33 protein-coding genes are annotated in these 25143 nt (G+C 54.9%); all 33 read left to right on the top strand.

The window, feature by feature from the left end; translation table 11 throughout:
• Positions 1 to 29 precede the first annotated feature (29 nt).
• Positions 30 to 479, top strand: a complete 450-nt coding sequence (locus KDN35_RS16035) for a hypothetical protein (RefSeq protein WP_212133233.1) — start codon at positions 30 to 32, stop codon at positions 477 to 479.
• A gap of 316 nt (positions 480 to 795) precedes the next feature.
• A complete protein-coding gene (locus KDN35_RS16030; protein ID WP_212133232.1) occupies positions 796 to 1173 on the top strand; it encodes a phBC6A51 family helix-turn-helix protein in 378 nt (125 codons plus the stop codon).
• Positions 1174 to 1395: 222 nt separating this feature from the next.
• On the top strand, positions 1396 to 1947 hold the full coding sequence (locus KDN35_RS16025; protein ID WP_212133231.1) for a recombinase family protein: 552 nt from the start codon (positions 1396 to 1398) through the stop codon (positions 1945 to 1947).
• A gap of 297 nt (positions 1948 to 2244) precedes the next feature.
• Positions 2245 to 2949: an HNH endonuclease gene (locus tag KDN35_RS16020; RefSeq protein ID WP_212133230.1), complete on the top strand. Its 705-nt coding sequence runs from the start codon at positions 2245 to 2247 to the stop codon at positions 2947 to 2949.
• Positions 2950 to 3229: 280 nt separating this feature from the next.
• Entirely contained in the window at positions 3230 to 4669 is a 1440-nt protein-coding gene (gene terL / locus KDN35_RS16015; RefSeq protein ID WP_212133283.1) for a phage terminase large subunit, read from the top strand.
• A 241-nt stretch (positions 4670 to 4910) separates the two neighbouring features.
• Positions 4911 to 6206: a phage portal protein gene (locus KDN35_RS16010; RefSeq protein WP_481752779.1), complete on the top strand. Its 1296-nt coding sequence runs from the start codon at positions 4911 to 4913 to the stop codon at positions 6204 to 6206.
• 56 nt (positions 6207 to 6262) lie between these two features.
• On the top strand, positions 6263 to 7237 hold the full coding sequence (locus KDN35_RS16005; RefSeq protein ID WP_212133229.1) for a hypothetical protein: 975 nt from the start codon (positions 6263 to 6265) through the stop codon (positions 7235 to 7237).
• A complete protein-coding gene (locus KDN35_RS16000; protein WP_212133228.1) occupies positions 7237 to 8082 on the top strand; it encodes a phage minor capsid protein in 846 nt (281 codons plus the stop codon). The genes KDN35_RS16005 and KDN35_RS16000 overlap by 1 nt, the downstream gene beginning before the upstream one ends.
• An 83-nt stretch (positions 8083 to 8165) precedes the next feature.
• Complete coding sequence (locus tag KDN35_RS15995; protein ID WP_212133227.1) at positions 8166 to 8870, top strand: phage scaffolding protein; 705 nt, start codon at positions 8166 to 8168, stop codon at positions 8868 to 8870.
• Positions 8871 to 8932: 62 nt separating this feature from the next.
• Positions 8933 to 10024, top strand: coding sequence for an SU10 major capsid protein (locus KDN35_RS15990; protein WP_212133226.1), 1092 nt, complete (start codon positions 8933 to 8935; stop codon positions 10022 to 10024).
• Positions 10024 to 10230: a hypothetical protein gene (locus KDN35_RS15985; RefSeq protein ID WP_212133225.1), complete on the top strand. Its 207-nt coding sequence runs from the start codon at positions 10024 to 10026 to the stop codon at positions 10228 to 10230. Before KDN35_RS15990 ends, KDN35_RS15985 begins: the two co-directional genes overlap by 1 nt.
• Positions 10231 to 10252: 22 nt before the next feature.
• Positions 10253 to 10642 carry a hypothetical protein gene (locus KDN35_RS15980; protein ID WP_212133224.1) on the top strand — a complete coding sequence of 130 codons (390 nt, stop codon included), beginning with the start codon at positions 10253 to 10255 and terminating at the stop codon, positions 10640 to 10642.
• 16 nt (positions 10643 to 10658) lie between these two features.
• A complete protein-coding gene (locus tag KDN35_RS15975) occupies positions 10659 to 11027 on the top strand; it encodes a hypothetical protein (RefSeq protein ID WP_212133223.1) in 369 nt (122 codons plus the stop codon).
• Entirely contained in the window at positions 11027 to 11446 is a 420-nt protein-coding gene (locus KDN35_RS15970) for an HK97 gp10 family phage protein (protein WP_212133222.1), read from the top strand. The genes KDN35_RS15975 and KDN35_RS15970 overlap by 1 nt, the downstream gene beginning before the upstream one ends.
• Before the next feature lie 16 nt (positions 11447 to 11462).
• Positions 11463 to 11921 (top strand): hypothetical protein, encoded by a 459-nt coding sequence (locus KDN35_RS15965; RefSeq protein WP_212133221.1) that lies wholly within the window; start codon positions 11463 to 11465, stop codon positions 11919 to 11921.
• 35 nt (positions 11922 to 11956) lie between these two features.
• Positions 11957 to 13003: a phage tail sheath subtilisin-like domain-containing protein gene (locus KDN35_RS15960; RefSeq protein ID WP_212133220.1), complete on the top strand. Its 1047-nt coding sequence runs from the start codon at positions 11957 to 11959 to the stop codon at positions 13001 to 13003.
• A 17-nt stretch (positions 13004 to 13020) separates the two neighbouring features.
• Positions 13021 to 13461 carry a phage tail tube protein gene (locus tag KDN35_RS15955; RefSeq protein WP_065068384.1) on the top strand — a complete coding sequence of 147 codons (441 nt, stop codon included), beginning with the start codon at positions 13021 to 13023 and terminating at the stop codon, positions 13459 to 13461.
• A 63-nt stretch (positions 13462 to 13524) separates the two neighbouring features.
• Positions 13525 to 13887, top strand: a complete 363-nt coding sequence (locus KDN35_RS15950) for a phage tail assembly chaperone (RefSeq protein WP_212133219.1) — start codon at positions 13525 to 13527, stop codon at positions 13885 to 13887.
• Positions 13888 to 14060: 173 nt separating this feature from the next.
• The gene (locus KDN35_RS15945; RefSeq protein ID WP_212133218.1) at positions 14061 to 15599 is read left to right on the top strand and encodes a phage tail tape measure protein; all 1539 of its coding nucleotides are present in this window, start codon (positions 14061 to 14063) and stop codon (positions 15597 to 15599) included.
• Positions 15596 to 16156 carry a hypothetical protein gene (locus tag KDN35_RS15940; RefSeq protein ID WP_212133217.1) on the top strand — a complete coding sequence of 187 codons (561 nt, stop codon included), beginning with the start codon at positions 15596 to 15598 and terminating at the stop codon, positions 16154 to 16156. Before KDN35_RS15945 ends, KDN35_RS15940 begins: the two co-directional genes overlap by 4 nt.
• A gap of 68 nt (positions 16157 to 16224) precedes the next feature.
• Positions 16225 to 17889 carry an Ig-like domain-containing protein gene (locus KDN35_RS15935; RefSeq protein WP_212133216.1) on the top strand — a complete coding sequence of 555 codons (1665 nt, stop codon included), beginning with the start codon at positions 16225 to 16227 and terminating at the stop codon, positions 17887 to 17889.
• Positions 17889 to 18077: a hypothetical protein gene (locus tag KDN35_RS15930; RefSeq protein ID WP_212133215.1), complete on the top strand. Its 189-nt coding sequence runs from the start codon at positions 17889 to 17891 to the stop codon at positions 18075 to 18077. The genes KDN35_RS15935 and KDN35_RS15930 overlap by 1 nt, the downstream gene beginning before the upstream one ends.
• Positions 18077 to 18184 carry a CD1375 family protein gene (locus tag KDN35_RS20135; RefSeq protein WP_349290993.1) on the top strand — a complete coding sequence of 36 codons (108 nt, stop codon included), beginning with the start codon at positions 18077 to 18079 and terminating at the stop codon, positions 18182 to 18184. The genes KDN35_RS15930 and KDN35_RS20135 overlap by 1 nt, the downstream gene beginning before the upstream one ends.
• Before the next feature lie 57 nt (positions 18185 to 18241).
• The gene (locus tag KDN35_RS15925) at positions 18242 to 18388 is read left to right on the top strand and encodes a CD1375 family protein (protein ID WP_212133214.1); all 147 of its coding nucleotides are present in this window, start codon (positions 18242 to 18244) and stop codon (positions 18386 to 18388) included.
• A gap of 5 nt (positions 18389 to 18393) precedes the next feature.
• Positions 18394 to 18660, top strand: a complete 267-nt coding sequence (locus KDN35_RS15920) for a hemolysin XhlA family protein (protein ID WP_238550995.1) — start codon at positions 18394 to 18396, stop codon at positions 18658 to 18660.
• Positions 18661 to 18664: 4 nt separating this feature from the next.
• Positions 18665 to 18958, top strand: a complete 294-nt coding sequence (locus KDN35_RS15915) for a hypothetical protein (protein ID WP_212133213.1) — start codon at positions 18665 to 18667, stop codon at positions 18956 to 18958.
• Complete coding sequence (locus tag KDN35_RS15910) at positions 18936 to 19721, top strand: N-acetylmuramoyl-L-alanine amidase (RefSeq protein ID WP_349290992.1); 786 nt, start codon at positions 18936 to 18938, stop codon at positions 19719 to 19721. Before KDN35_RS15915 ends, KDN35_RS15910 begins: the two co-directional genes overlap by 23 nt.
• Entirely contained in the window at positions 19718 to 19918 is a 201-nt protein-coding gene (locus KDN35_RS15905) for a phage holin family protein (protein ID WP_029100232.1), read from the top strand. The genes KDN35_RS15910 and KDN35_RS15905 overlap by 4 nt, the downstream gene beginning before the upstream one ends.
• A 153-nt stretch (positions 19919 to 20071) precedes the next feature.
• A complete protein-coding gene (locus KDN35_RS15900) occupies positions 20072 to 20380 on the top strand; it encodes a YolD-like family protein (protein WP_249179151.1) in 309 nt (102 codons plus the stop codon).
• A gap of 215 nt (positions 20381 to 20595) precedes the next feature.
• On the top strand, positions 20596 to 20823 hold the full coding sequence (locus tag KDN35_RS15895) for a hypothetical protein (RefSeq protein WP_044899732.1): 228 nt from the start codon (positions 20596 to 20598) through the stop codon (positions 20821 to 20823).
• Between the two features lie 226 nt (positions 20824 to 21049).
• Positions 21050 to 21508 carry a hypothetical protein gene (locus KDN35_RS15890; protein ID WP_212133211.1) on the top strand — a complete coding sequence of 153 codons (459 nt, stop codon included), beginning with the start codon at positions 21050 to 21052 and terminating at the stop codon, positions 21506 to 21508.
• Between the two features lie 38 nt (positions 21509 to 21546).
• Positions 21547 to 23679, top strand: coding sequence for an ATP-binding protein (locus KDN35_RS15885; protein WP_249179150.1), 2133 nt, complete (start codon positions 21547 to 21549; stop codon positions 23677 to 23679).
• 571 nt (positions 23680 to 24250) lie between these two features.
• Complete coding sequence (locus KDN35_RS15880) at positions 24251 to 24883, top strand: hypothetical protein (protein WP_171566694.1); 633 nt, start codon at positions 24251 to 24253, stop codon at positions 24881 to 24883.
• Positions 24884 to 25143 lie beyond the last annotated feature (260 nt).

Here is a 25143-nt window from a genome sequence, read left to right as displayed (position 1 = left end):
TCGAACACATAGCGAAGGGATGACGTTAAGTGGACGAAAAATACGCAGGGTTCCGCGAATTGGCGGAACAAGCAAAGGCGCAGAAAGAACGGGTATTGAACGCGGGGACTGGCGGATGGGAACCGCATAGCCACACGCTGTACAAAACGATCCTCCCGCGGATGGTCGCGAAGTATGGGCCGCAGAAGGGACGGAATATGATTACGCTCCTGGCGTATCTTCACGCGAGCAAAGTCGGGGAGACAGCGCCGCTGAGTATTCCGGTCGAATTGCGGGGATGGGCGATGGTGAGTAACGCGACGATAACGGCCGACCTCGGAATGAAAGAGGGAACGCTTATCGAGCTGAAAAAAGCGCTCGTGGCCGAACGGTTGTTGATCGTGAGGAAACGTCCGTATAACGGGAACCTCAAGGATTACTACCTGCCGTTTTATTACCCGTATGATGGCGAAATTGTGTCCGACTACCTTTTCGGGTAGTTGGCGGACTTCCCTTTCGGACAGTCGGCCGACTTCCTTTTTGGATAGCCTTATAATAACGTATATGCAATAACGTATATCTAATAAAAAGATAGCGCTTAGTCGGATACTACGTATCCTCCTTCGCGCCGTCAGTCTTTATTTAAAAGATTTAGCATATGGGTAAAGATTAGCGCGGAGAAGGGTACATGCACACTGATGTATTCTCTCGCGTAGTCTTTTGAAAGCATATTCGAAGAAGTATACAGATAGCCACCGCGCGGCGCCGCACCGGTTCCGCGCTTTTCTATTTCACGAAAGGAGGCGTCACTTAACGATGGCTAAACGCTTATCACCCGAACAGTACATCGCAATCGGATACCTCGCGCAACCGCACAATGGCGGAAAGACAATCGCAGAGATCGCGAAAGAGTGCGGCGTATCAGAGCGTACGATTTACAACTGGAAGAACGACGAGACGTTCGAGCGCGAGCTGATCGCGCAAATGAGGCGGAATGTCCGCGATATGATTCCGGCCGTGAATAAGGCGATGTTTGACGCGGCTATTGACGAGAGGAATGCGGCCGCAGCGAAACTGCTGTATCAGCAAGTCGGGCTGCTTACGGATAAGGTCGAGGTGGAAACGAAGGCTAGCGCAGATGTTCCGGACCTTGACGAGTTGAAACGAATGGTCGCTGAAATGGACGCGGAATAACTCGCTATAATGTAGGGACGCGAGGGGACGGTTGCGCACCGCTTCATGCGCGGTCGATTTCGTCCGCTGCACGCCTCTGACGCGCGACCCCTCTGAAAATTTTCGGCCGACCACCGAATTAGCGCCAAAACTTTTAAGTATTGACGCCGTACTACGAGTCCGCTAAGATCAAGGTATAACGCGGTGTCAAAACTTAGCGTCAAAAGTGGAGGCGATTTACGGATGCGGTACGGGTACGCGCGAGTGTCAACGGTCGGACAGGACTTGCAGGCGCAGATCGACGCGCTAAAGGCGGAAGGTTGCGACGTCATATACTCGGAAAAATTCACCGGAACGAGAACGGATCGGCCGGAGTTCCAGCGGTTGCTCGCGGAATTGAAGGCGGGCGATACGCTAGTCGTCACGAAACTGGACAGGTTCGCGCGGTCCACGCTAGAGGCGATACAGACGATCCGCGACCTATTCGAGCGTGGCGTAAAGGTTCACGTCCTTAATATCGGAGTTGTCGAGAATACACCGTCAGGCCGCCTGATTTTCAACGTATTGAGCGCGTTCGCGGAGTTCGAGCGTGATTTGATCGTTGAACGTACGCAGGAAGGGAAGGAAATCGCGAAGCAGCGACCGGACTTTCGCGAAGGGCGGCCACCGAAGTACACGCGCAAGCAAGTAGAGCACGCGCTGGGGCTTCTCGGTAGTCACTCGTATCGTGAAGTCGAGGAGATGACGGGTATCTCGAAGTCTACGTTACTTCGCGCAAAGAGGGCGTCCAGGTAGGGCGCTCTTTTTCGTTGAGCCGAAAACCCCCAAGGCACCCCACCGAAGGCCCGTCGTCAGGCCCCGGACAAATCCGCGTATCGAAAAATAACTTTGACTTTACCGCAATAAAGTAAATCGAAAGCAGATGCAAGGCCACCGAACGCCTAACGGTGGTCTTTTTGTGTTTTCGATTTCTGTGCGCTAGAGGCGGCTCAGCTTGCGATTCGCGACCGCAAGTTACAGCGTTCTCCCGTCGCGCTATGGGCCGCCTGATTTACCTACTGACGGGATAAACAGAGAACGGGAGAGATGCGGTTGAGTATCGAGAACACACGGGAAGAGTTCGAGCGACTACGCGAACAATTCCTCGAACATCTGCCGAAAAGCTGTCAGAACTGCGGCAGAGAGGACGACTTGCACGTCCACCATATCGTGCCGTTAGCCTTCGGAGGTCGCAACGTACTCACGAATTTAGCTACGCTCTGCGGCGAGTGTCACGGTAAGGTACACGGAATAAACATCCGCGAATCACACGGCAAGGCCGTTAAAGAAGGGCGATTAAAAGCGGCACGGCCCGGTAAATGGGGCGCGGGAAAAGTTCCGTACGGATACGACATCGACCGTTTTGGCGAGATGGTCATTAACGAAGAAGAGGCGCAGATTATCCGCCTGATGTATAAATGGCGGTACGTCGACAATCTGACGTGGCCGCAGATCACGGAGATTCTTCGCGAGATGGCGATTCCCACGAAAACGAACGGCGAGTGGAGCAACGCGACCTTGCATCGCATTTTCAATAACCCGTTGTATCGCGGAGAGTATTATTTGCAAGGCGAGTTCATCGGTTACCTCGAAAACCCGATTCTGGATAAAACGCTCATTGACGCTGAGGATGAGTACAAACGGAAGCATACGCTGCCTAACGGTAAGTTGTATGTGTTTCGTTGTAAATCGCTGAAATTCGGTCACAAGGCGGAGGGAGGCGGCAGGCGTGGCGTGGGTAAACGGGCGCTGGCTTGACCGTCCGGCGCGCCAGGAACTAATCGAAGTCCTGCGTGAAGGCACCGCCAAGCTCCGGAAGAAGCTCGAGGCGGACACGATAACAGCGGACGAAGCCGTGCAGCTTCGCTCTTGGTTAGCGGAGATTAAACGGCTTGAACGTATTCACCGCGCGGAGGTCGATCTCCTTTACTTCGCGCACGAATACTTTGGTGAAGTATACAACCCCGGAAACTCCGGTAACTGGATACCGGTACCGATCTCGGAGGCTCCGGCGTTCCACCACGAACTGTGCGAGATCATGAACACGGTGTCCACCCGAGAGTTCAACGCAAAAATTGCGTGGGCGGCCCCTCGTTCGCACGCGAAGTCTTCGTATCTGTCGAAGGCTTTTCCGTTACATGAGATCGTGTATCGTAAGCGAAAATACATCATCATCATTTCGGAGACGCCGCAAGTGTCTACCGCGAACATGGAGTGGCTCGGAATCCAGTTAAAGAGCAATTCAAAGCTCAGGGCGGATTTCGGGCCTTTGTTGTCCCCGAAACAACAAGAGAACCCGAAGGATAACTCCTCCGAATTCATTACGTGGGAACCGCGAGAAGGGGGCGTGCAACATCTACTAACGCGCGTCGAGGCGGCATCTACCGGCCAAGCACTCCGGGGTCGGAACTGGAATGGTCAACGCCCGGACCTCATCATCTGCGATGACTTGGAGGGTAAAAAGAACACCAACACAGCGGAACTCCGGAAAGAAATGCGCGACTGGTTCACGCAGGTTGTAATGCCCCTCGGCGACCCGACCGGCAAGAAGACGGCGTTTGTCGTGATGGGTACTATGATCCATTCAGAGTCACTTTTGCGCTACATCATCGAACAGCGCTCCGACTTTAAATCCCGTTTGTTTAAGGCGTTAATCGAGCCGCCAGAGCGAGGGGACTTGTGGGAACAGTGTCGGTTGATCTATACGGATCGCGAAAACCCGAACCGTGCTGAGGATGCGGAAGCATTCTACCTCGCCAACAAGGACGAGATGGATCGCGGTGCTGTCGTGTTGTGGCCCGCCGTTCAACCGTTATGGACGCTGATGAAGTGGAAATGGGATAACGGTTCCAAAGCATTCAACACCGAGTATCAAAACACTCCGTTGGACGAGGAAAACCAAGTGTTCGTTCCGGAGCGATTCACGTACTGGGACGCGACGGACCCTCGGCGTGAGTTCTCCTCGGATGAGTACGATGTTTTCATGGGCGTGGACTTCGCGATGGGGAAAACGCGCGGAGACTACTCGGCAATTGTCGTGGTGGCACGCCATAAGAAGAGCGGCACCATTTACGTGATCGACGCGTGGGGAGAGCGGGTTCATCCCGATGAGTTCCTCAAAGTGATTGTTGAGAAGGTTATGCGATTCCAACCGACTGCTATCGCGGCCGAATCGCAGGCGGCGCAAGAGTTCTTTGTTCACAAGCTGAAAGAGGCCCTCCGCGCGAAGGGATATCCGTCGTATACGCGGGTAAAAGAGATTAAACAACGACAACGAAAGGAACTGCGTATTGAGGCACTACTCCCGGACATCGAGAACGGGACCATTCAGTTCTCACGGAGACACGCGCTGCTCCTCGAACAATTCGAGCGGTACGGGAGCAACTCTCACGATGACCTTCCGGACGCCCTCGAAATGGCCGTGCGTATTGCGAAGGAAGGTAAAAGACGAGTAATCGACAAGCCCTCGTGGCTTTAACGGAAGGGAGGCGTAAACCATCGGTAAACTATTCGATACCGGCGCGCAATACCCGCCAGCCAACACCATCGAGCGGCTCGCCAAGTATTACCGCGGCCGCAAGATTTTCGACGGCAAGCAGGCGGAAGTCCTCGAGCGCGCCTCGGAAATTCTAAAAGACACACCGCACGCTCCGCAACTGGAGAAACTGTACATCGCGGTCAACGTCATTGATGTCTTAGTAACCAAAGTAGCTGACCTAATGTTCGGTGAATCCCCGATCTACGAGTCCGGCCTACCCGATAGTTCCCCGCAACAGCAGCGCCTGAACTCGATCGTCGAGGAGAACGACCTAAACCAACTCGGTCACGAACTCGTCATTGGCGCGGGCATCCGGGGCGACGCGTGGATCAAGACGTACTACGCCGTTCGCCAGGACTTATCCGAAGTCCCGACGGACGACGACGGCAACCCGTTGATCACCGCGCAACCCGAACCGATCATCGAGGCGGTCGACCCCGCGTACGTGTTCCCGGAACTGTCGCGCGGCTCCCGTAAACGGTTTAAGGCCGTAAACATCGCGTGGGTCGAGTGGGTGGTGGACAAAGACGGCGAAGAAATCCCGTATTTGAACGTCGAGCGCCACGTGCCGGGCTTCATCATGTACGACCGGTTCAAGCTCGCGCCCAAGGGCGTTGACACAACGTACGACGCGCCGATTCAGACGTTCACGATTCTGGAGCGCGTGCCGACCGGTCGAGATTCCGATTTGGTCGAGACGGGCCTGACGTGGATTCCCGTTTTTCACGTGCCGTACAAGACGGTTGACGACGATTGGCAGGGCATCAGCGGTATTGAGAAATTGGAAAGCGTGTTGGCCGCGATTAACGACCGGTTAGTGCAGATTGATTATATCCTCTGGAAGCATAGCGATCCGACCGCGTATGGTCCGGACTTGGGCGAGGCGGAAACGAGGTTCAGCGGGCGCTACATCCCGGTCGATAAAAACGACGTTACACCCGGATATATGACGTGGGACTCGCAGCTAGACGGCGCGTTCAAAGAACTCGACATCCTGCTCGGCCTCGTGTTCCAGATGAGCGAAACGCCGCAATGGTTGTTTGGCACGACACTTTCCGAAGACAAGGGCGGAACGGGCACGTCACACACCGATGGCGTCGCGATTAAGGCGCGGTTCATGCCGATCCTCTCGAAGATCAAGCGGATTCGCGTACACGTCGACCGCGCGTTCCGTGACGCGTTGTGGACGGCTATGGCGCTCGAAAACTACGCCAACGAAGGCGTGGACGGCTTCGAGCCGTACGAACCGGTCTATCCGACAATCGCTTGGCGCGATGGCATACCTAAGGACCTCAAAGAAGAAGCAGAAATTATGGCAATTCGCTTGAATGGAAAACCTACTTTGGACGTCCAGAGCGCAATCAAACGTATGGATGAAGTCGACGATGAAAAAGCGCTAGAGATCATGCGTAGAATCGAAGATGACGAGAAAAAGGCTAACGGATTTGTAGACAGCTCGATTTTCAATACAGACTAAGCAAGCCGCAGGTAATTATACTTGCGGTTTTTGTTTTGTCATTGTGAGGTGACCGGATGGCAGGGAAACCCTCGAAATGGTCGAGAGAACGAGTAATCGAAGCGATCCTTGAGAGGCTTCACAACGGAAAAGGGATCACTTGCTCCGAAATAAAACGTGAGGATGGTCCGCTAAGAGGTGCCATTGAAAAATACTTTGGAAATCACAGCAACGCTCTGTTAGCTTGTGGTATTGATCCGCAAAGCGTTCAACCCCTTACGTATTGGACGAAAGAAAAAATACAGGAATCATTCTTAGCCGCCTTAAAGGACGACCGCGTAACTTCCATTCAATCATTGTCTAAGTATTATAGAAGTTTGGATCACGCGATACGTAAACACTACGGAACTTACGAAAATCTGTGCGCTGACATCGGTATTGACGTATCGGTGATCAAACGACAAGTTCGTGAGTGGTCAGGCGAAGACCTCCTCCGAGTTCTCAGAGAAATGCGGGATAAAGGTATGCCGTTGAACATTACAAACGTGTTAACTGTTTTTCCAAGCGCTCCACAAGTAGCAGCTAGGTGCTTCGGGAGCTACGAAAATGCTCTGCGAGCGATCGGTGAGGATATAAGAGACCATGTGTGCGAGTTAAAATACGACTCTTTCATGGGAAAAAAATTTGAGCGTGTCGTAGCAAGGATGTTCGCAGACCTCGGAAGGGGTTACCTGTACCAGAAGAGGTTAGCCAACGGCACAATCATGCCGGACTTTTACGATGAAGCGACCAACACTTTTATCGAAATTAAGCTGTCCTCTTGGACTGTCTTTACTTCGGGCACTATTGAAAAATATACGCCGTATTGTGAACATCTAGTTGTCGTCTACTTACGGGGAGATGACATCGGTCACGATGTGGCTAAGATGGAGATGCGCCATATCAGTAGTTATTACGAGGAGCTTCGGTCCAACGGGCTCTCACACTACATTGATGAATTCACGGAATTGCTTAATGAGTTACGCCAAAGAGAGTCCGAGGTGGCTGCGTAATGGCAGTCTTCCGCCAACCACCGGAGCCCAATTACGAATACGAAATCACCCGTCTTGTCTCCGCCTATAAACGCGCCATCTCGGACATCCTCCGCGAACTCGAACGATTGGACCTAACGGACTTATCGCGCGCCCAGGCGCAAGCGGCACTCGCGGAGGTCGCCCGCATCCTTGCGTCGTTGAACGAAGAGTCGGCGGCCTGGGTTGCGGCGAACGTTCCAAAAGCGGCAACGGACGGTGTGGCGGCCGCCATCTTCGCGCTAGGTGTCGCGGATACAATCGAGGAGGCGCGGAAGATCGCGAAGTTCAACCGCATGAACAAGGCGATGGTTGACGCAGTAATTGCGGATATGCAGGCGGACTTGCTCGCGGTAACCCAAAACGTCGAGCGGAAGGTCCGCGCCGCCGTCCGCCAGGTGACCGCCGATTCCATGCGCGCGAACATGGCGCGTGGAGTTAACGGTCGACGTACGATTAGCCGCGATATTCTCGATGGCCTGCGAAAGAGGCTCGGTGACTCCGTAAACACCGGAATCATCGACGCGGCGGGACGGCGGTGGAGACCGGATGTTTACGTCGATCTGGTGACACGTACGAAGATGATGTATGCACACATGGAGGCGACGACGAACGAGGCGGTGCAGCGCGGGGCATACTACGGAGTGATTTCGCGGCACGGAGCGACCGACGCATGCCGTAACTGGGAAGGAAAAACCGTGAAGTTAACGCCTGACGCTCCCGGCAACTATCCGTACATCGAAGATTTACGTGGGCGACGCGACATCTTTCATCCCAATTGCAAACATTTGGTAATTCCCGCAAGAAAACCGCCGGACGCCGATTAAGGCGTCTTTTTCTTGTCCTACGAGCTGACGTTAAACGGTCGGAAATCTATGGTCTACGCGGACCTTAAACGTGGAGGTATTCGATGTTCAAGGCAAACGCAATCAAGGCGCTGTTTCCGATGAATCTGCAATTCTTCGCGGAAGAACCGGAAACCGGCGATAAGCCGGACGCAGACGACAAGCAGCCGGAAAAGACGTTCACTCAGGCGGAGCTTGATGAGATCGTCGCGAAGCGACTGGAACGCGAACGGAAAAAGTACGAGAAGTTCGCGGACTACGACGAACTGAAAGCGAAACTTGCGGAATACGAAAAAGAGCGCGAAGAGCGGCAGCGCGCGGAAATGACGGAGATTGAGCGGTACAAGGCGGACTACGAAAAGGCAGCGTCCGAGAAGCAAACGCTCGAACAACAGTTGGCGGAGCTTCGCGAATCCATCAAACGCGAGAAGATCGTCAACGAGTTTATCAAGGTTGCAACCGCGCACAACATCGCCTACATTGACGACGCTCTGAAACTCGCAGACCTATCCATGGTAACGGTCGATGAAGGTGGCGTTAAAGGCGTCAAAGAGGCGGTCGAGGCGTTGGTTCAACATAAACCATTCCTGCTTGCGCAAGCGAAAAAGGAACCGAAAACCATTGGTAATCCCTCGAATCCCAACCCGAACGAAACAGTACAAAAGACCGCAGAACAGTTATTGAAAGAAGCTGAGGAGAAGGCCAAGAAGTCCGGTAGGATCGAAGACGTGGCGGCCTACTCGAAACTAAAACGAGAACTTGGATTTTAATTACGACGCCCGAATTCATCGAGGCGTCTATTTTAATTCTTAAAACTAGGAGGATGTAAAAGATGTCCAAAATTCTTTCCGGCGAACTGATTGGTAAACGCGAGTCTGTAGTGGACCAAATTATGCTCTTGAACCCGTATCAAACTCCTATGATTTCCATGGTGGGCTTCGGTCAGCCCATTAACGCTGTCGAACATATCTGGTTCGAGGATTCTATGTTCGCGGACGAAAGTAAGGTAACCGAAGCAGCGACGGCAGGCGATACGACCGTTAAAGTCGCGGACGTTGAGCCTTTCCGCGTGGGTCACGTTGTAAAAGCTGGCGATGAGCTGATGCTCGTAACCGGAGTTGACACGGTAGGTAAAGCGTTGAGCGTTATGCGTGGTTACGCAGGCACGGCGGCCGCTGATATCGCCGTAGATGCGAAAATTGAGGTTCAATTCGTCGAAGGCAACGAGGGTGCTGACGCGCGCGCTGCCCGTTACAAAGCGCGTGTCCGTAAGTCTAACATCACGCAGATTTTTGACGATACCGTTGAGATTTCCGGAACGGCAGCCGCAGTAGCAAACTACGGCATTGACGACCTGTACGAGTACGAGAAGGCCAAAAAACAATTGGAACTGGTTCTGCAACTCGAAAAGGCGTTGATCAATGGTATCCGTTACGAGAACGGGACCACACGTCAAATGGACGGTATCCGCAACATGATCAAAACGAATGTCACCGACCTGGGCGGGGCTGATCTGACCATGGACGTCCTCAACGACTCTCTGCAAAAAATTTACTCCGTGGGCGGTTTCCAGACTGGCGGTATGTATGAAATCGTTGTTCCCGCAAAACAAAAACGCGTGATTGGTAAATTTGACAAGAACTTGGTACAAATCCCCCAAGAAGTCCGCGAGCGGGGTACCGTCGTCAATACCCTGGTAACTGACTTTGGTGAGTTCCCGGTGTCCATCAACGATAACCTCGCTGCCGATGAGGTCCTGATTCTGGACAAAAACCGCATCTCGATTCGTCCTTTGCAGGGACGTGAATTTGGTCATGAATACCTCGGCAAGAAAGGCGACTACTTGCAAGGAATGATCGTCGGGGAATACACGATCGAGTTCCGTCAAGAAGCTGCACATGCTCGCATTAAGGGGTGCAAGTAATGGCGGTATTTAAGTCCAAATACCGCGAATTGACCTTTTACGTCGACGGGAAGCTGTACGCTTTTTCAAGCGGCAGCTTCTCGACCAACGACGAGCAGGTTATCGCGGCACTCGAAAAATTGAAAGACGTAGAGCGCATCGACACAACCGAAGAGAAGCCGAAAACGGAGGAACCCGCCCCTAAGCGCAAATCCTCCGGCAAATAACGCCAAACGGAGGTGACCGCGAATGGCGGTGAATGTAACGGACGCGGACGCTTATATCGCGGAGTGGGTCGTAGATAACGAGGATTGGACGGACGCGGACGATGCGAAAAAACAACGGATACTAAACGTCGCCTTTCGTACGCTCTCCGTCAAGTACCCTACCTACGTGATACCGGACGAAGCGGTCTACGAGACCGCAGCGGCGTTCGCGACCGCGTTCAACGACACGATGGTCCAGGCGCAGCGTGGCGTCCAGTCGTTCTCGCTGTCCGGCGTCGCCTCGTTCACCTTCCGTGAGGCCGCGCGCGATCTCGTCGACTTGATCCCGCAGACGGCACTCGACCTGATTGCGGAGGAGAACCCAGACCTACCGAAACCGGCGAAACGGCGCGTGGGGTGGACCGTCCTATGACGCGGGGTGTTGCGGCATGGCGTTAATTCCGTTAAAGAACACCGTTACGATCACGCCAGCGTCCGGCGGCACCGACGAATGGGATCGTCCGATTCCGGGCACGCCGTACCAATTGCGTTGCCGCATTCAAGAGGGCACGAAGTTGGTCCGGTCGGCCAGCGGCGCAGGCGGCGTCCACGGCGTCACCGCGCAAGAGATCGTATCGGTCGCGCAAATCTACTTCGATAAGATACCGGTCGATCCCGCAACGGGCCAAGTGCTCGGACTGACGGACACTATTACGTTCACCGACGAAACGGGAACGGTGCGAACCTATACGCCCATATCAATCGAGATCAAACGGGGGCTGAGCGGTAAGCCGATCCTGACGGTGGTGAACGTATAATGGCGCGCGAGTTCGAACTTGATCTATCGAAGTTTATCCGCGACCTAAACGGTGCGACCGAGGCGATAGCGCGTGGGGCCAAACGGGGACTCCACGATGCGCTCGACGATTGGCGTCGGGAGGCTACGGATGTCGCGCCGATGGAACACGGCACACTCCGGCGCGGCATTGATACGCGGATTGACGGCGAAGGTCTGGACCTGACCGGCGAAATCAGCGCGGTCGCTATCGAGGATTCCGGCAAAGGGCGGTTCAACTACGCGTACTACCTACACGAGATCAAAGGCGAGATCAAGAATCCAACCACGCCCGGCACCGTCGCGAAGTTCCTCGACGAGCCCGCCAAACAGCACGCGGACAAGTGGATGCGCGAGATCGAGGCGGAGGTCGAACGCGAAGTTAAGAAACACGGATTCTAGCGCGAGGTGACCGATTATGGTGCTACTAAACGAATTGACCTCCGTCGCCTCCTTCGTCGCGTCCGCCGTACCGGGCGCATCCGTCAAATACGAAGTCCCAACGGAGCCAACGAAAGACACGCTCGTCGTCCGCGTCCAAAACACGGATACGACGTCGGAGACGGGCTACCATTACCGTGTTGAGCGTACGTATCAGATCGTCGCGTATGGTGTGGACTCGCCCGCGTGTCTGACGAAGATGGACGCAATCACGCGCAAGGTTAACGATGGGACAACGCTAATACCGATAAACGGCTCGCTCCGGTATATCCGTTGCGGGCCGTTCGCATTTGGCGCGACGTTCCGGACGGAGAGCGGTCTGTGGGCGTGTGTTGGCGTGCTACAGACGGAGGTTCGCGAGGCACGGACGCAAGAGCAATACGACAAGATCATGCACGTTTATCCGCGATATGAGCTGCGGATTCCGGTCGGGTGAAAGCCCGGCCTTTTACTTTTGAGGGGAGTGATACGATGGCTGCTGGAACCTGGGACCCGACCGCATTGCCGATCGAACCGGGCCTCTACATCAACTTCCAAGAGGCGGCGGCTGCTGCCATCCGGGGCGGTGCGCGAGGGACTGTTGCGATTCCGTTGCTCAAGTACGGAGCAAACGCGACAGCAAAGCAATTTTACAGGGTAAGCAAGGAGAAGGAAGCGCAAGACCTGTTTGGTGCGGACAACATCGCGTCCATTCGTCTTGCCCTTATGGGCGGCGCGAGAGACATCCTTGTCTACACGATGCCTACCGATCCTCAACCGGAGGATTACGCAGACATGCGCGATGCCTTCGATTCGCGCCAGTTCAACGTGTTTGTCTTCGACCAAGAGGCGGATGCGACCGAACAAGACCTGACAAAAGCGTGGGTCGAGCGGAACCATACGGAGGGCAAGCACTTTATGTTCGTTGCCGGAGGTACGGCGGAAGAAGACGCGGACCCTGCGCTTGGTAACGCACGTTCTACACGCTTGAAACACGACTACATCGTGAACTTGATCGTTGGTGGCACGTTGAGCGGCAAAACGTACACGTCCGCAGAGTACGCGCCTTACCTGGCGGGACTTATCGCAGGTACAGCGATCAACCGGTCGATCACGTACGCACAGGTGGCGCTTGAAGACGTGAACAAACGCTTGACGACGACGCAGGTAAGGGAAGCGTTGGAGGCCGGATCGCTCGTGCTCATCCACGACGGCGAAAAGGTCAAGGTCGTAACGGGCCTCGTAACGTCCGGCAAGAAAATCCGCGTGATTCGCGCGCGTCAAGCGATCGCAACGGATATCACGATGACGGCGGCCGACGCCTACATCGGCAAAATCGACAACAACCCGGACGGTCAGGCGGCGCTCATCTCCGCCATTAAGGCGTACCTCGAGCGGCTGGAGGCGAACAACGTGCTGATGGACCCGGCGGTCATGCTTGACCCCGAAAACGAGTCCGTGGGCGATTCGGTGTTCCTGCTGATTTCGTTCGCGCACGTTGACAGCATTGAGCGCATTTTCTTGACGATCAACGTTTAAGGACGGTGAGTGAATAGATGCCTGCTTTGGACTCGACGCGTTCGATTAACGGTAAGTTCGGAGAAATCTGGAAGGACGGGCGTTGGTTGAGCAACTTCTACTCGGGTGAGGCAACGGCCGACCTCCAGTATGAAAAGGTCAAACGATCCGGTAAGCGCGCAGACGGGAATAAGGTCGTGGGAGTCGAGTACTCCGGGACAATCAGCGGTTACAAGGTCACTTCCGAACTCGCGCAGGAGGTCGGGCAAGTCTTTGACGATCGCAAGGGCGCGTTTGTCTGCGAACTGGTCATGAAGCTCGATGATCCGGAAGCCTACGGATATGAGCGCGTACGTTTGAAAGGCGTTCAGTTTACGAAAGTGAACATCATGAAGTTTGAGCACGGGAGTCTTGTCGAGGAAGAGTGGCCCTTCGTATACGACGGAGTGGAATGGCTCGACGCGATCACGGCTCAGTAAGATGGCGGCTTCGGCCGCCTTTTGACTTTCATACGAAACCAACCTTTCCGGAGGATGATATAGATGGACGATTTGTTGAAAGTCCTGCTTGATCGGGACACAAAGCCCGAAAAGGACATCGAGATCGAGGGTCTCGGTACGGTAAGGGTTCGCGCCTTGGATGACAATGACATCAAGAGGATTTCGGAGCGAACGACTTTTGGAAAGAAAGTCGACGAGGAAAAGCAGTCACTCTTGTTCATCAAGGAGGGCACCCCTTATATCGACTGGTCTAACCCCGAACTGCTGGCTAAGTTTCAGACGGACGATCCTCTAACAGTCATCAAGAAAGCGCTGTTACCCGGTGAAAAAGTCAAGCTGGTTAACGAAATCTTGGGCATCTCTGGCTTCGACTTGGCCGACCTTGTCGCGAAGGCAAAAAACTAATAAAGGGCGGGGGCGAGGCGTTGCTGCTTCATGCGATCTTTCAGCGCCACGGTCTTCCGCCACATGAAGTATATAACGCTCCCCCAGGAGCAAAGGCGTTCATGTATGCCAGCATGTTGTTAGAGCTTGAGAACGAAGAAAAAGAGCGACAAAAGATGGGGAGGAGGTAGCGCATGGCCTACGATCTTATCGCAAGATTACGCTTGATCGACAACATGTCGTCTCCTCTCCGCAGAGCCACCGCGAGCATCGAGCAGACAAACAGCGCTATTAAACGGGTTACGAGATCTACGAACGTGTACCGTGACGCTAACGGTCGGCTGCGTGATGAAAACGGGCGGTTCGCGGCAGAAAACAAGGGCTTAGCAAATTCGTTTGGTTTACTCGGCAAGGCACTCGGCGGTATTGCGGTTGGGGCTGCTGCTACCACGGCAGCGGTCGCTTCGGTCGGCAAGGCGATGGATTTCGAGGCGCAACTGTCCAGCATTAAGGCGCTAACCGGCGCAAGCAGCGCGGAGATGGAGCAGATGTCGAAGCTGGCGCTGGACATGGGCGCACAAACGAAGTACAGCGCGCTCGAAGCCGCGCAAGGTATCGAGGAGCTGTTGAAGTCCGGTCTTACTCCGGCACAGGTGCAGGCGGGTGGTCTCGAAAGCGCGTTAAACCTCGCGACGGCGGGCGGTCTCGGGCTTGCGGACGCGGCCGAGATCATGTCGACGGCCCTAAACGCGTACAAACGCGATGCATTGTCGGCGGAACAGGCGTCGAACATTCTCGCGGGAACAGCGAACGCCTCCGCGACGGGCGTGCAGGAGCTTCGCTACTCGCTCGCGATGGTGTCGGCGGTCGCGGCTGGCGTCGGCATGTCGTTCAAAGACACGAACACCGCGCTCGGTCTGTTCGCGAATAACGGGTTGAAAGGGTCGGACGCCGGTACGTCGCTGAAAACGATGCTGTCGAACTTGCAGCCAACGACGAAAGAGCAGATCGCCCTGTTTAAAAAGCTCGGACTGATGACGGAGTCAGGGGCGAACGCGTTTTTCGACGCGAATGGTAAGCTGAAAAGCCTCGAGGAAATCGCGGGCCTACTGCGGAAGTCGCTCGGGGGCCTCACGGATCAACAGCGTATGCTGGCGCTCGAGACCATGTTCGGTTCGGACGCGATTCGCGCGGCTACCATCTTGTTTAACGAGGGATCGGAAGGCGTACGGGACTTCCAAGCGGAGATGACGAAAGTATCCGCGATGGACGTCGCGAAAGAAAAGATGAACAACGCGGCGGTCGCCGATACGTTAGCGCAGTTTTTCGTCGACACCGCAACGTGGGGCCTCGCGCGATGGGAGGCCATTTGCGGGATCAAAACGGACGAATCTAAACCGCTGGACGTCCGGCGCGCCATCGTCAAGTCCCGCCTGCAAGGGTTCGGAACGGTCACGGTTGAGGTCGTGCGGGGGCTTGCGGATACCCTGTACGGGGCGGCGACGCAGGTTACCGAGGACTTTACCGGGGCGCGAGTCGTGGTCAAACTCGTCGGCAAACGGGGTGTGCCGATCAACGCGGAGGACGTACGGAAGGAACTACGCGAACTCATACCGGCTCACCTGGACATCGCGCTTGAATTCTCGTGGTTCGTGTGGGACGAATTTGACGCGATGACCTGGGACGAGGCGGAAGCATTTACGTGGGACGAATTGGAGGTGCATATGCCGTGAGTAGCGGACAAACGAACACGCTCGGCCTTCACCGGTGGGTCGGGACGGACCGGGTTTCACGCGCCGAGATAGTCGAGAACTTCGATATTATCGACGCGACCGCCGAAGACCTGTACGGACAAATCGAGGACCTGCGGCTACTTATCGCGCGCCTTGACGTTGGCTGGTCGATTGCGGACGAAATCAACTTCCGGTATCCCGATAACGCTGGGATTTTCTACGACATCCTCGACGGCAAAGGCGGCCGTGTAACAGCGGTACTTGCGGACGCTGCGACCTATACGACGGCGGCGCTGGCGGCCGGGGCAACAACGGTTCCTGTCGGGGATAGCGCCGTTTTTGCGGTTGGCGAGGAGGTTACGATTTACGACGATGTGAACGCGGAGAACGTACGGATTACGGCTGTGGCGGCCGGACAGTTAACGGTGACGACGCTCACGCACGCGTATAAGGCGAAGGCGACCGTTGCGCGTACGACGGCCGTGACGGATGCCGCGAACGCTCGGATGGTGTTTCCGACGTGGGGTACGAGTGATATTGCGATTGCGGAGGCGTGAGGATGCACGATTCCAGAACGTGGAAACCTTCGGATAACGGCCATTTACGATAGGAAAGGAGTGAGAGAATGGCGAACGGTGATCTGATAAAACTTGGTACGTTTTACTTAGCTGGCACAAAAAAGGCCAGACCAACAAAGCCGTGGCGTAGTGACACAACACCACCGGGAGCACCAAGCGCTGGCGACATCCCGAGTTTTTCTGCTGGTCAAACGATTGAGATCAGAGATACGGACGCTAACGATGCATATAAAATCCAATGGAGAGAAGTAAACGACGGATCAAAGAAACTCCTGATATCCGATCGCGTTTTACTCGCCTATGTATCGTGGGATGATCTCAACGCACAAGGCTTAGTCACTGGGAAAACAATCACAATTGATGGGCAGCAGTATAAATTGCGATTGCTCACCGGAGGTTCTAGCTATCGCAGCGGTACAGATGCATATTCTGGCGGGAGTCCAACAACAAACGAATGGGATCGTATTATTGTCAATGAGGGTGGCTTTAGCGGTCTGCCGTCCCCGGTTGCATCCGATCTCGATAGTACGCAAAACTCAACAGACTTCAACAGCGCCCACAATCAATACTGGAACTGGTTTTACATGTATTCGTGGGCGCAGGAAGTCTATACAGGCAACAGCGCCGGCCGCGCTCTTCGCGGCTACTATTCGGCTCGCAACTGGGACCACTACGGTGCCACGTCTCGCTACAACCACATCGGGTGGCGCCCCGTCCTTGAGGTTCTGAACGCTGCCCCATCTGTGACTCTGACCAGCCCTGCAAACAATCAGACATTATCCGAAGGTTCCACGTACACACTCGCCGGTTCCGCGTCCGACCCCGACAATGGCAACGCGGTCACCGTCAAGTACGCGATCAACGGCGGCACCGCCCGCAACATCACGTCCGCCATCTCGGACGGCTCCACGCCGATCCCGTTCAGCAAAACGCTGACGTTCACGAACGGCCGCCTCTACGATGGCGAAACGGACGTGTCCGGCCCACTCGCGGAAAACACGACGTACACCGTCTCAGTATACGCCGTTGATGACCAAGGCGGAACGTCCACGGCAATCACTCGTTCGTTCACCGTCATTCTCAACCGGCCACCGACGATCAACCTCGATCCGTACAACGCGAACCAAACGGACGTGTCCGAATTTGAGGCGTTGACGTTCGCGGGCACGGTAACGGACCCCGAAAATGACAACGTATCGCTGACGGTGGCGGTCAACGGCGGCGCGCCCGTTACGTTAAAGTCCGGCGTCGCGTCCGGCACCGCGTTTTCGTACAGCATCCCGGTTTCGGCGCTCGCATTCGGCGCGAACTCGATCGTATTCACGGCGACCGACGCGAAAGGCGCGAGCACAACGAAGACGTTGACGGTGAATAAAGCGGGCAGCCTAGCGCCGGTCAAAACGGCAGTCGTCCGATACCTGATCACGCCGCCACTCGGGAACACGGCCGAGATTGCCGCGTGGGTGCAGCGGGAGGACGGCGACCTGAACGTTGACGCGGCGGCCTCTATCGTCGGTAGCGCGGACCCGGAGACCTACGTGACGCTCACGAAAAACGCGTCGGTTCCGCTGGGTGACGGGACAATCATCGAGGACGAGTTTGTAGGGGCCGTGGAGCAACCGGGCGCGAAGGTAGCGTTAAGGCTGACGTTCACGCGCGAAAACACTTCGTCGACCGCCGCAGTTAAAAAGATCATGGGAGGGATCGGTTGATGCCGAAACTACGACCGCGCAGACCTGACGGATGGTTCGGGCCGCTGGTCGACGTGAATCCGGGCGAGCGACCGCCGACCGATCGTGAACGTATCCAACAGCTTGAGCGCGAAAATATCGACCTGATGCTCGCGCTCACGCAAGTTTACGAAGAACTACTCGCACTTCAATCGGGAGGTACAACGTAGTGGCAACGATTTACTACCGATTAATCAAAGCCGGACTCAAAACGTTGGACGACGTGCCGGATAAGCATAGAGCGGAAGTACAGGCGCTACTTGACGCGGAGGCGTAGCCAATGCGAGCGGTGGCGCTTTTTCTATTGCGATTCCTACTCGGAGGGGGAAGCGAAATGGCGGTAATCTACGCGACGCTTATCGTAAAGGGGTACAAAACCATCTGCGACGTACCGAAATTGATTCGTAACGACGTACGCCAAGTCTTGATTCAGTTGGACGCCGGGCACCTGGCCGATCCGACGTGCGCTGACGAGGTATAACGTGTATGGACGACATGAAAGAGATTCGCACGCAGTTGGCGGACGTTCGCGAATGGCTCGTGCGGCTGGATACGAAACTTGACGGAATGGCCGACGTCAAGAAAACGGCCGACGCCGCGAACGAGCGGTCGAGAGAGGCGCTTGCACTTGCGCAAGAGAACGCGCGCGACATCGCCGAGATCAAAGCGGACGACCGGCGTAAGTGGGGCGTCATTATCGGGATGGGCACGAGTTTTATCGGGTCCATCCTCATCTATTTTCTGACGAGGTGACGGGATGAAAACGTTCCTCAACGATCAAGACGGTCTGAGCGAAAAGGATTACCTATTACTCGCGGCCACGACCGTCTTTTTCGTTTTCGTTGTGATCGGGCTGATCCTCGTTTTGATGGGGCGGCCGATCGACGCGATGTACATTACGCTCCTCGATATGGTCGCGCCGGTTCTCATGACGATTACGGGCGGCGTATACGGTGTCCGCGCGGTCCAGGAGTTCCGGAAGCAAGCGCAGACTAGCGATGAGCCGCGCAGAGAGGAGGAAGACAACCGTGGAACTACGAGTCCAATCTAACTTCCTGACGCCAAACCCGTACTCTCGCCCCGGCACCCGTTTGAAGCGCGTAAAAGGTGTCGTTATCCATTGGGTCGCGAACCCGGGCAGTACCGCGCTCAACAACCGCAATTTCTTCGAACGCAGGAAGGACGGCAAATCCGGTTACGGGTCCGCGCACTATATCGTGTGCCTCGACGGGTCCATCGTTCAATGCCTGCCGGAAACGGAAATGGCGTACCACGTCGGAAGCACCACGTATACGAGCGCGGCCCTTACGCGGCTGTCCCGTTACCCTAACGATTGCACCATCGGTATCGAATGTTGTCATACGGATTGGGACGGGCGGATGACGGCGGAGACTTGGCGCGCGACCGTGAAGCTGGCGGCCCAACTGCTGAAACGGTACGGGCTGACCGCGAACGACTTGTGGCTGCACAAGGAAGTCGTCGGCTGGAAGGACTGTCACCGTTGGTTCGTGAACAATCCGACCGAGTGGGCGCGGTTCAAACGAGAAGTTGCGGAGGAAATGGCGGGTGGTAGCGTTAAGCCCCCGGAAGCCAAAAGAGCGGAGGTCGTTTATCTGATGAGTAAATACTTCAAGGACATTCCCAAAGAGCTGGAGTGGTGCAAGGATCACGCGGACTCTCTGTACGAGAAAGGCGTGCTGAAAGGCGACGGGCAAGGCCATCTGAAACCGGCCGATCCGTTAACGCGTGCGGAGGCCGCCGTCCTGATTGACCGCGCGATCGATTACGTCATGAAGGAGTTGACGCGGAAATGATCGACTGGAAAGCGAAACTCGGCTCTCGTAAGTTTTGGGCGCTGATTGCCGGTGTTGCAACGAGCGCTCTCGTCCTGTTCGGAACAGACGCAGATACTATTACAAAGGTTGTCGCGTTGATCGGCGCGATTGGCTCGTGTGCGGTCTACATGTTTGCGGAAGCAAGCGTCGATGCCGCCCGCGCGAAAAACGAATAACGAACGCCCTGGTAGCGGATCACTTCCGTTGCCGGGGCGTTATTTTTTTTGTCTTGATAATCCGTCTCTCATCGCGCATAATATAAGAACAAACGTTCGGTATACGGAGGGATAACGTTGAAAAGAACGAAAATGAACGACCTATTCGGGAGCATGCGCATGATCTTACCGGAACACAGGGCGGCACTCCTCGAACACAACGCGGAACGCGACCTCGAACCGCGCCCGGCCGTTGACGAGGACGATTTCGGCGAGATGTGTTTTCGCATCTACGATAGCACGCAATACGACTACGCGATCAATGTTAAGTGGTTTCGCGAGGTCAAACGCGGCCTCGGCGTGTACGAAACGGCATGGGGCGTAGTCAAGGAGATTGACGCGAATAGGCGGATGTTCAAGCTCGTGAATGATTGGGATTCCGTGTGGATTCGCGTAGAGGATGTCGTGAGCGTAACGAAGTAACCACGTTACCACACGAAATTTTTCGCGCGGACATACATATTTTCGCGATCGCCCGCATACGCTCTAGCGTAGCGCGTAGGCGCAAGCGAGCGTTGGCCCATCGTACGGCCTCCGCAAAGATAACGGCCCTGGAATGCCAGGGCCCGTTTTTTATTTCCGGGACACGCATAGGTAACGCGGTTACCGCGTATGGTTACCGCGAGGAGGTGGTTAGCGTGCCGAAACGAAAACGCATTAACCTATCGCCCGACGACGATACGAACGCGAAGCTCGAACGCCTTGCGCACGCGTGCCGGAAGCACCCGACTACGTTCGCGCACTATCTCGTTAAGCTGTGCGTCAACAACGTCAATATCGTCGAGTTCGTGCAACGACAGCATAACGTCGAGGAGCGATTCAAAGTGCGGTGTCGGGTCGAAGGTGACACGTTGGTTTACGATTAAAAACGAAAGGGGAGCGTCACATGATCATTCTGTTTGTTCTATACTGCGCCCGATGCGGAGTTGAGATCGGAATAGGAACAGGAAATCTTTGCAGTCGCTGCGCCAAAGAACGGTAGCCTATCGCGTAAAATCAACGATAAGTTTCAGCGCGAGAAGTCCGGTTCCACTTGCAACAAGTGCGTATCCAGCGTAGACGAGAAACGGCATTTCGCGACCTCCTAACGTTATGGATACGCGTAGTATCGCCAAACGAGAGGAGTGTTATACCGTGTTTTATTCGGTAGCTCTGCCGAGATTTCGGCGACAAAAGACCGAGGTGATACCGTGGCGCGATTTTTTCGACGAGATGGGGAGCGCATTAACTGCGCGGCAGAAACGGAAACTAAGCGCTCTCCTGGCGGGAACGACGGCGGCATACGTATTGCGATTGGATCACGCGGAGGCGGCGGGGATTGCCGACAAGATCATCGGCGCGTTCGACCCGATCATCCAATTGGCGCAGGGCGTATCGTACCCGATCGCGTTTCTGATGATATGCGGCGGGTTTCTCCTGATAATGGTCGGGCAGCGGTCGAAGGGCCTGTCGATGCTCAAGTGGGCGGCGGTGGGCTACGTGGGGATGCAGTTTGCACCGGCAATCATGCAGATACTCGTGGGCGTGGGCAAGGCGATGGTAGCGCGGTAACCCCGTTCGTCCACCTGCGGATAACGCCAGACTCACGCTTGAATAACGAAGCCGTCGAACAGTTCGCGCAAACACTCTGCGTTTACCAATCTCCACTCGAACGGTGGAAATCCGGCAAACGCCGCATTGAACGCGCACCCTTCGTGTCGTTTGAGACGGTCCTGCAACGTGAAGGAACGTCATTCACCGTTACCGTCCTGCGGGAATACGAGTCGCTCGCGCGCAAGGCCATAGAATCAACGTGGCCGAACGTTACGATTACGGAGGTAGCCGATCCGTTTACCGCGCGTCCGGAAGTAACGTCGACGCTGGAATTGAACTATCACTATATGTTCGCGATCCGCGTAGACCGGCGTGAAATATCGTTCCTGGCGTCGCTCCTCGAAACGATCAACGCGCTTGACGAAGGTGACGCGGTATACGTGCAGACGCTCGCGGTCCCTGCCGAAAAAGATTGGTACGAAGGCGCGGCGCAAGCGTACGAACGGTTCAAGGCGGGCGAGATGCCGCAAAAAATCACGCTGAACAAACGGACGGCCGGACGGACGGCGCTCAAACTCGCGACAAAAACGGTGCTCGGCGCGATCTCGATTGTAACCGAACTCCTGACGGGCGAGGAACCGGAGCCGATCAACATTGACGGTGGAGAGCGCGCGGCCATTCTCCGCGACGGCAAACTCCGGTCGGAAACGCTCAACAAGACGCGAGGGGACGCATACGACGTCATCATACGCGTGGGCGTCGTGTGCGATAACGTAACGCGAGCGCGCGCAATCATGCGGATGGTAACGATGGCATTCCGCGAACTGGACGGCGACAACCATCTCGTCGCGCACGGGACCGACCCGGACCGCACATGGCGGAGAATGCGGGAGCGAACGGTCGGACTCCGGCTTTCGCGCGATTACATGAGCATTCCGGAAGTTTCGCGCCTGTTCCTGTTGCCGACGCGACCGTTGCAGGAACGTTATGGGATCGCGAACATCGCGCAACTTGAGACGGGAGTACCGCCGGAAATCTCAGCGGGCGGCCTGCGGTTCGGGACCGTCAAACACAAGGGCGCGGAGACTCCCGTCTACATGCCGACCGATAACTACGATGAATTGTGCTTGCCGCGCGTTGTGATTGGCGGAATGGGCAGCGGTAAGACCACGTTCGGCGCGAACCTTCTCGTCGAGGCCGTCCGAAATGGTTTCGGTGGCCTTGCGATTGATCCCGCGAAAGGACAGATTGGCGATATGGTGGCGGCCGCGTTACCGAGTGACCGCGTTACCCGGATACGGATTGACGGCACGGCCCCGTTCGCGCTCGATTTTTGCGAAATCAACCGGTCGCCTCGCGCAAGAAACCGGCTGGCTAATGCGATTATCTCGTTCTTTAACACGGCGACCGACGAGGCAGGCGCGCAAACCGCCCGTTACCTTCGTGCGGCGATCATGGCGATGCAGACGGCGCGGCTGGCGGAGATCATGCGTATATTCGAGGACGACGCGTACCGGGCCGCATGTATCGAACGGATGAGGCCGGGGATGCACCGGTCGACGCTCGAAGATTACGGGCGAATGACGGAGGGGAAACGCGCCCAAATTCTCGCGCCGATATACAACCGGCTTGATACGATTCTGGGCGACGAGTATCTGGCGGAGTGTTTCGAATCCGACCGGTCGCTCGATATGGTAGCGCTAATGAGCGGGCGGCGCGCGGTTGTCATCGACGTACCAAAAGCGACACTTGGCGCAGAGGCGGTCGACCTCATCGTGAACCTCCTGTCGGTCAAGATTGACCTCGCGATGGTTCTGCGTGAGGAAGCGGACCAATTCCCGTTCTTTGTCGTGTTCGACGAGCCACACCAGTTCCTCCGGTCGGCGCGTACGTGGAAGACGGCGGCGGTCGAATCGCGGAAATGGCGCGTGGGCTACGTTTGGATGTTTCACTCGTGGGAGCAGATACCGGGCGACCTGGCGGAGATCATACGGAGTGCTGGGCCGCATTATACCGTGTATCGCGCGAGCAAGAAGACGTTCCGGGAGCTGGCGGAGGAACTTGCGCCGTTTACCGTGGAGGATTACGTGAAGATGCCGAGGTTCCACGCGCTTAACGTGTTACGCGTAGGGGAGGCGCAGCATGCCGTGGTGATGGCGAAGATGGCGGGAGTTCCCAAAACAATGTAGAACGGGGAAAAGTTGATATATAGCGCTCCTGTACGCTATAATCGGTGGTAGACCGGAACGAGACGTTTGACCTCGCGTAAGGACTACCGCCCGGACTATCGTAAACATGCGTACTGGACTACCGGTTGGACTATCGGAAATACATACGGGTTAAAAACGGAGACTTAGCGGAACTGGCAGTGTAGAGGTCAGCGGTTCGAACCCGCTATGCTCCACCATACAACGAACGCCAGAACCCTTGAGAAATCAAGGGTTTTTGTTATTTCCGCGGGAGTTGGGGGATTGAGGATGTCAATAATTCGTATTAGATCGAGCAAAAGAAGCGAAACAGACAGTCCTCAAAGGAATGTCAAGCAGTTACGAAGCTGCAATGGACCAGGAAGCACCCCTTTGAATGCATATTTGCTCAAAATTCTTTGCAATCCCTAGTCGAATGGCAATATCTTTCTGGCATCAACAGACACCTTTCAGCGTGCATGAATAGAAATATGCAAATAATTTTCTGTAAGCACTTGAAATATATTACAATTTCCGCTATGATTTGGAAGTGTGTTAACAAAGGAGGGATAATATGAAATCGTTTGGTAAGGTGTCAAACTTCGTATCATCTCTACTTGCATTAATACTCGTATTTGGGGCAGGCGGAGGGGTATCCGCTTATTCTTCAGAATTGACACAAAAACAAAAAGAAGCGTATCACAAGCAATATGTTGAAATCGTCAAAGAGGTAAATGCGGAGTATCCTAATGCAAATTTGGAAGTTGTACCTTTGCATAAGTTTTCTGAGGAAGATTGGGTTGAACCCGATGAATTTCGAAAATTAGCAATTGCGAGGGCAAATCCAACTGTAACGATAACTGAATCTGTGCCCGCTGAAGGACCATCCCTTGGTGTTCAAGCTGTTTCAAAAACGAAATCAGCAACGATTGATGCTAACGGTACGGCTGTAACGATAAGCATTACGGGTTCGTTTGAAACAGAATATAATCCTTATGCGAATAGACAAGTGTTTGCTGGAATTAATTCTATCACCTCGAAAGCATCAAAAGGAACTTGGACACAAACAGGGTATGTGCCGAGACTAATCGATGGCGGTCGTACTTATGAGATTACTGTTGGGGGAAAATTAACCCTGAATGGCATTACTTCAAATCACAATATAACTGTAGAATTTTATTGCAGTGCGACTGGTGGGGTTAGCTGATAATTTACAAAATGTATTTGATTATTTAATAAATAAGGAAAGGTGGATACCATGTTTACCTTTCCTTATTGTTTTTGGTATTAGGAAACAGGAAAAAGATCAATGTCGCTCCAAGTCTCGCAAGCATGGAAAGCAAAAATGACACCGGAGGGAACACTTTGCCTACAGAAATATTTTGGGGAATATTATTGCGTTCTGTCCATTAGGGTTCTTAATCCCTGCTATTTTTACAAAGTTCCGGAAAGTTTCCAAGACGTTGT

Origin of the sequence: Brevibacillus sp. NL20B1, assembly GCF_018195675.1 — a bacterium.
Classification (GTDB): domain Bacteria; phylum Bacillota; class Bacilli; order Brevibacillales; family Brevibacillaceae; genus Brevibacillus; species Brevibacillus aydinogluensis.
The sequence above is the reverse complement of the archived record's forward strand: the minus strand, read 5'-3'. Positions and strand labels throughout refer to the sequence as shown.

Bases quoted from the DNA above. Each gene is read 5' to 3' on its own strand.
- KDN35_RS16030 (WP_212133232.1), top strand. From the start codon at position 796: ATGGCTAAACGCTTATCACCCGAACAGTACATCGCAATCGGATACCTC.
- KDN35_RS16025 (WP_212133231.1), top strand. From the start codon at position 1,396: ATGCGGTACGGGTACGCGCGAGTGTCAACGGTCGGACAGGACTTGCAG.
- terL (WP_212133283.1), top strand. From the start codon at position 3,230: ATGAACACGGTGTCCACCCGAGAGTTCAACGCAAAAATTGCGTGGGCG.
- KDN35_RS16010 (WP_481752779.1), top strand. From the start codon at position 4,911: ATGTTCGGTGAATCCCCGATCTACGAGTCCGGCCTACCCGATAGTTCC.
- KDN35_RS16005 (WP_212133229.1), top strand. From the start codon at position 6,263: ATGGCAGGGAAACCCTCGAAATGGTCGAGAGAACGAGTAATCGAAGCG.
- KDN35_RS16000 (WP_212133228.1), top strand. From the start codon at position 7,237: ATGGCAGTCTTCCGCCAACCACCGGAGCCCAATTACGAATACGAAATC.
- KDN35_RS15995 (WP_212133227.1), top strand. From the start codon at position 8,166: ATGTTCAAGGCAAACGCAATCAAGGCGCTGTTTCCGATGAATCTGCAA.
- KDN35_RS15990 (WP_212133226.1), top strand. From the start codon at position 8,933: ATGTCCAAAATTCTTTCCGGCGAACTGATTGGTAAACGCGAGTCTGTA.
- KDN35_RS15985 (WP_212133225.1), top strand. From the start codon at position 10,024: ATGGCGGTATTTAAGTCCAAATACCGCGAATTGACCTTTTACGTCGAC.
- KDN35_RS15980 (WP_212133224.1), top strand. From the start codon at position 10,253: ATGGCGGTGAATGTAACGGACGCGGACGCTTATATCGCGGAGTGGGTC.
- KDN35_RS15975 (WP_212133223.1), top strand. From the start codon at position 10,659: ATGGCGTTAATTCCGTTAAAGAACACCGTTACGATCACGCCAGCGTCC.
- KDN35_RS15970 (WP_212133222.1), top strand. From the start codon at position 11,027: ATGGCGCGCGAGTTCGAACTTGATCTATCGAAGTTTATCCGCGACCTA.
- KDN35_RS15965 (WP_212133221.1), top strand. From the start codon at position 11,463: ATGGTGCTACTAAACGAATTGACCTCCGTCGCCTCCTTCGTCGCGTCC.
- KDN35_RS15960 (WP_212133220.1), top strand. From the start codon at position 11,957: ATGGCTGCTGGAACCTGGGACCCGACCGCATTGCCGATCGAACCGGGC.
- KDN35_RS15955 (WP_065068384.1), top strand. From the start codon at position 13,021: ATGCCTGCTTTGGACTCGACGCGTTCGATTAACGGTAAGTTCGGAGAA.
- KDN35_RS15950 (WP_212133219.1), top strand. From the start codon at position 13,525: ATGGACGATTTGTTGAAAGTCCTGCTTGATCGGGACACAAAGCCCGAA.
- KDN35_RS15945 (WP_212133218.1), top strand. From the start codon at position 14,061: ATGGCCTACGATCTTATCGCAAGATTACGCTTGATCGACAACATGTCG.
- KDN35_RS15935 (WP_212133216.1), top strand. From the start codon at position 16,225: ATGGCGAACGGTGATCTGATAAAACTTGGTACGTTTTACTTAGCTGGC.
- KDN35_RS15930 (WP_212133215.1), top strand. From the start codon at position 17,889: ATGCCGAAACTACGACCGCGCAGACCTGACGGATGGTTCGGGCCGCTG.
- KDN35_RS15925 (WP_212133214.1), top strand. From the start codon at position 18,242: ATGGCGGTAATCTACGCGACGCTTATCGTAAAGGGGTACAAAACCATC.
- KDN35_RS15920 (WP_238550995.1), top strand. From the start codon at position 18,394: ATGGACGACATGAAAGAGATTCGCACGCAGTTGGCGGACGTTCGCGAA.
- KDN35_RS15915 (WP_212133213.1), top strand. From the start codon at position 18,665: ATGAAAACGTTCCTCAACGATCAAGACGGTCTGAGCGAAAAGGATTAC.
- KDN35_RS15905 (WP_029100232.1), top strand. From the start codon at position 19,718: ATGATCGACTGGAAAGCGAAACTCGGCTCTCGTAAGTTTTGGGCGCTG.
- KDN35_RS15900 (WP_249179151.1), top strand. From the start codon at position 20,072: ATGCGCATGATCTTACCGGAACACAGGGCGGCACTCCTCGAACACAAC.
- KDN35_RS15890 (WP_212133211.1), top strand. From the start codon at position 21,050: ATGGATACGCGTAGTATCGCCAAACGAGAGGAGTGTTATACCGTGTTT.
- KDN35_RS15880 (WP_171566694.1), top strand. From the start codon at position 24,251: ATGAAATCGTTTGGTAAGGTGTCAAACTTCGTATCATCTCTACTTGCA.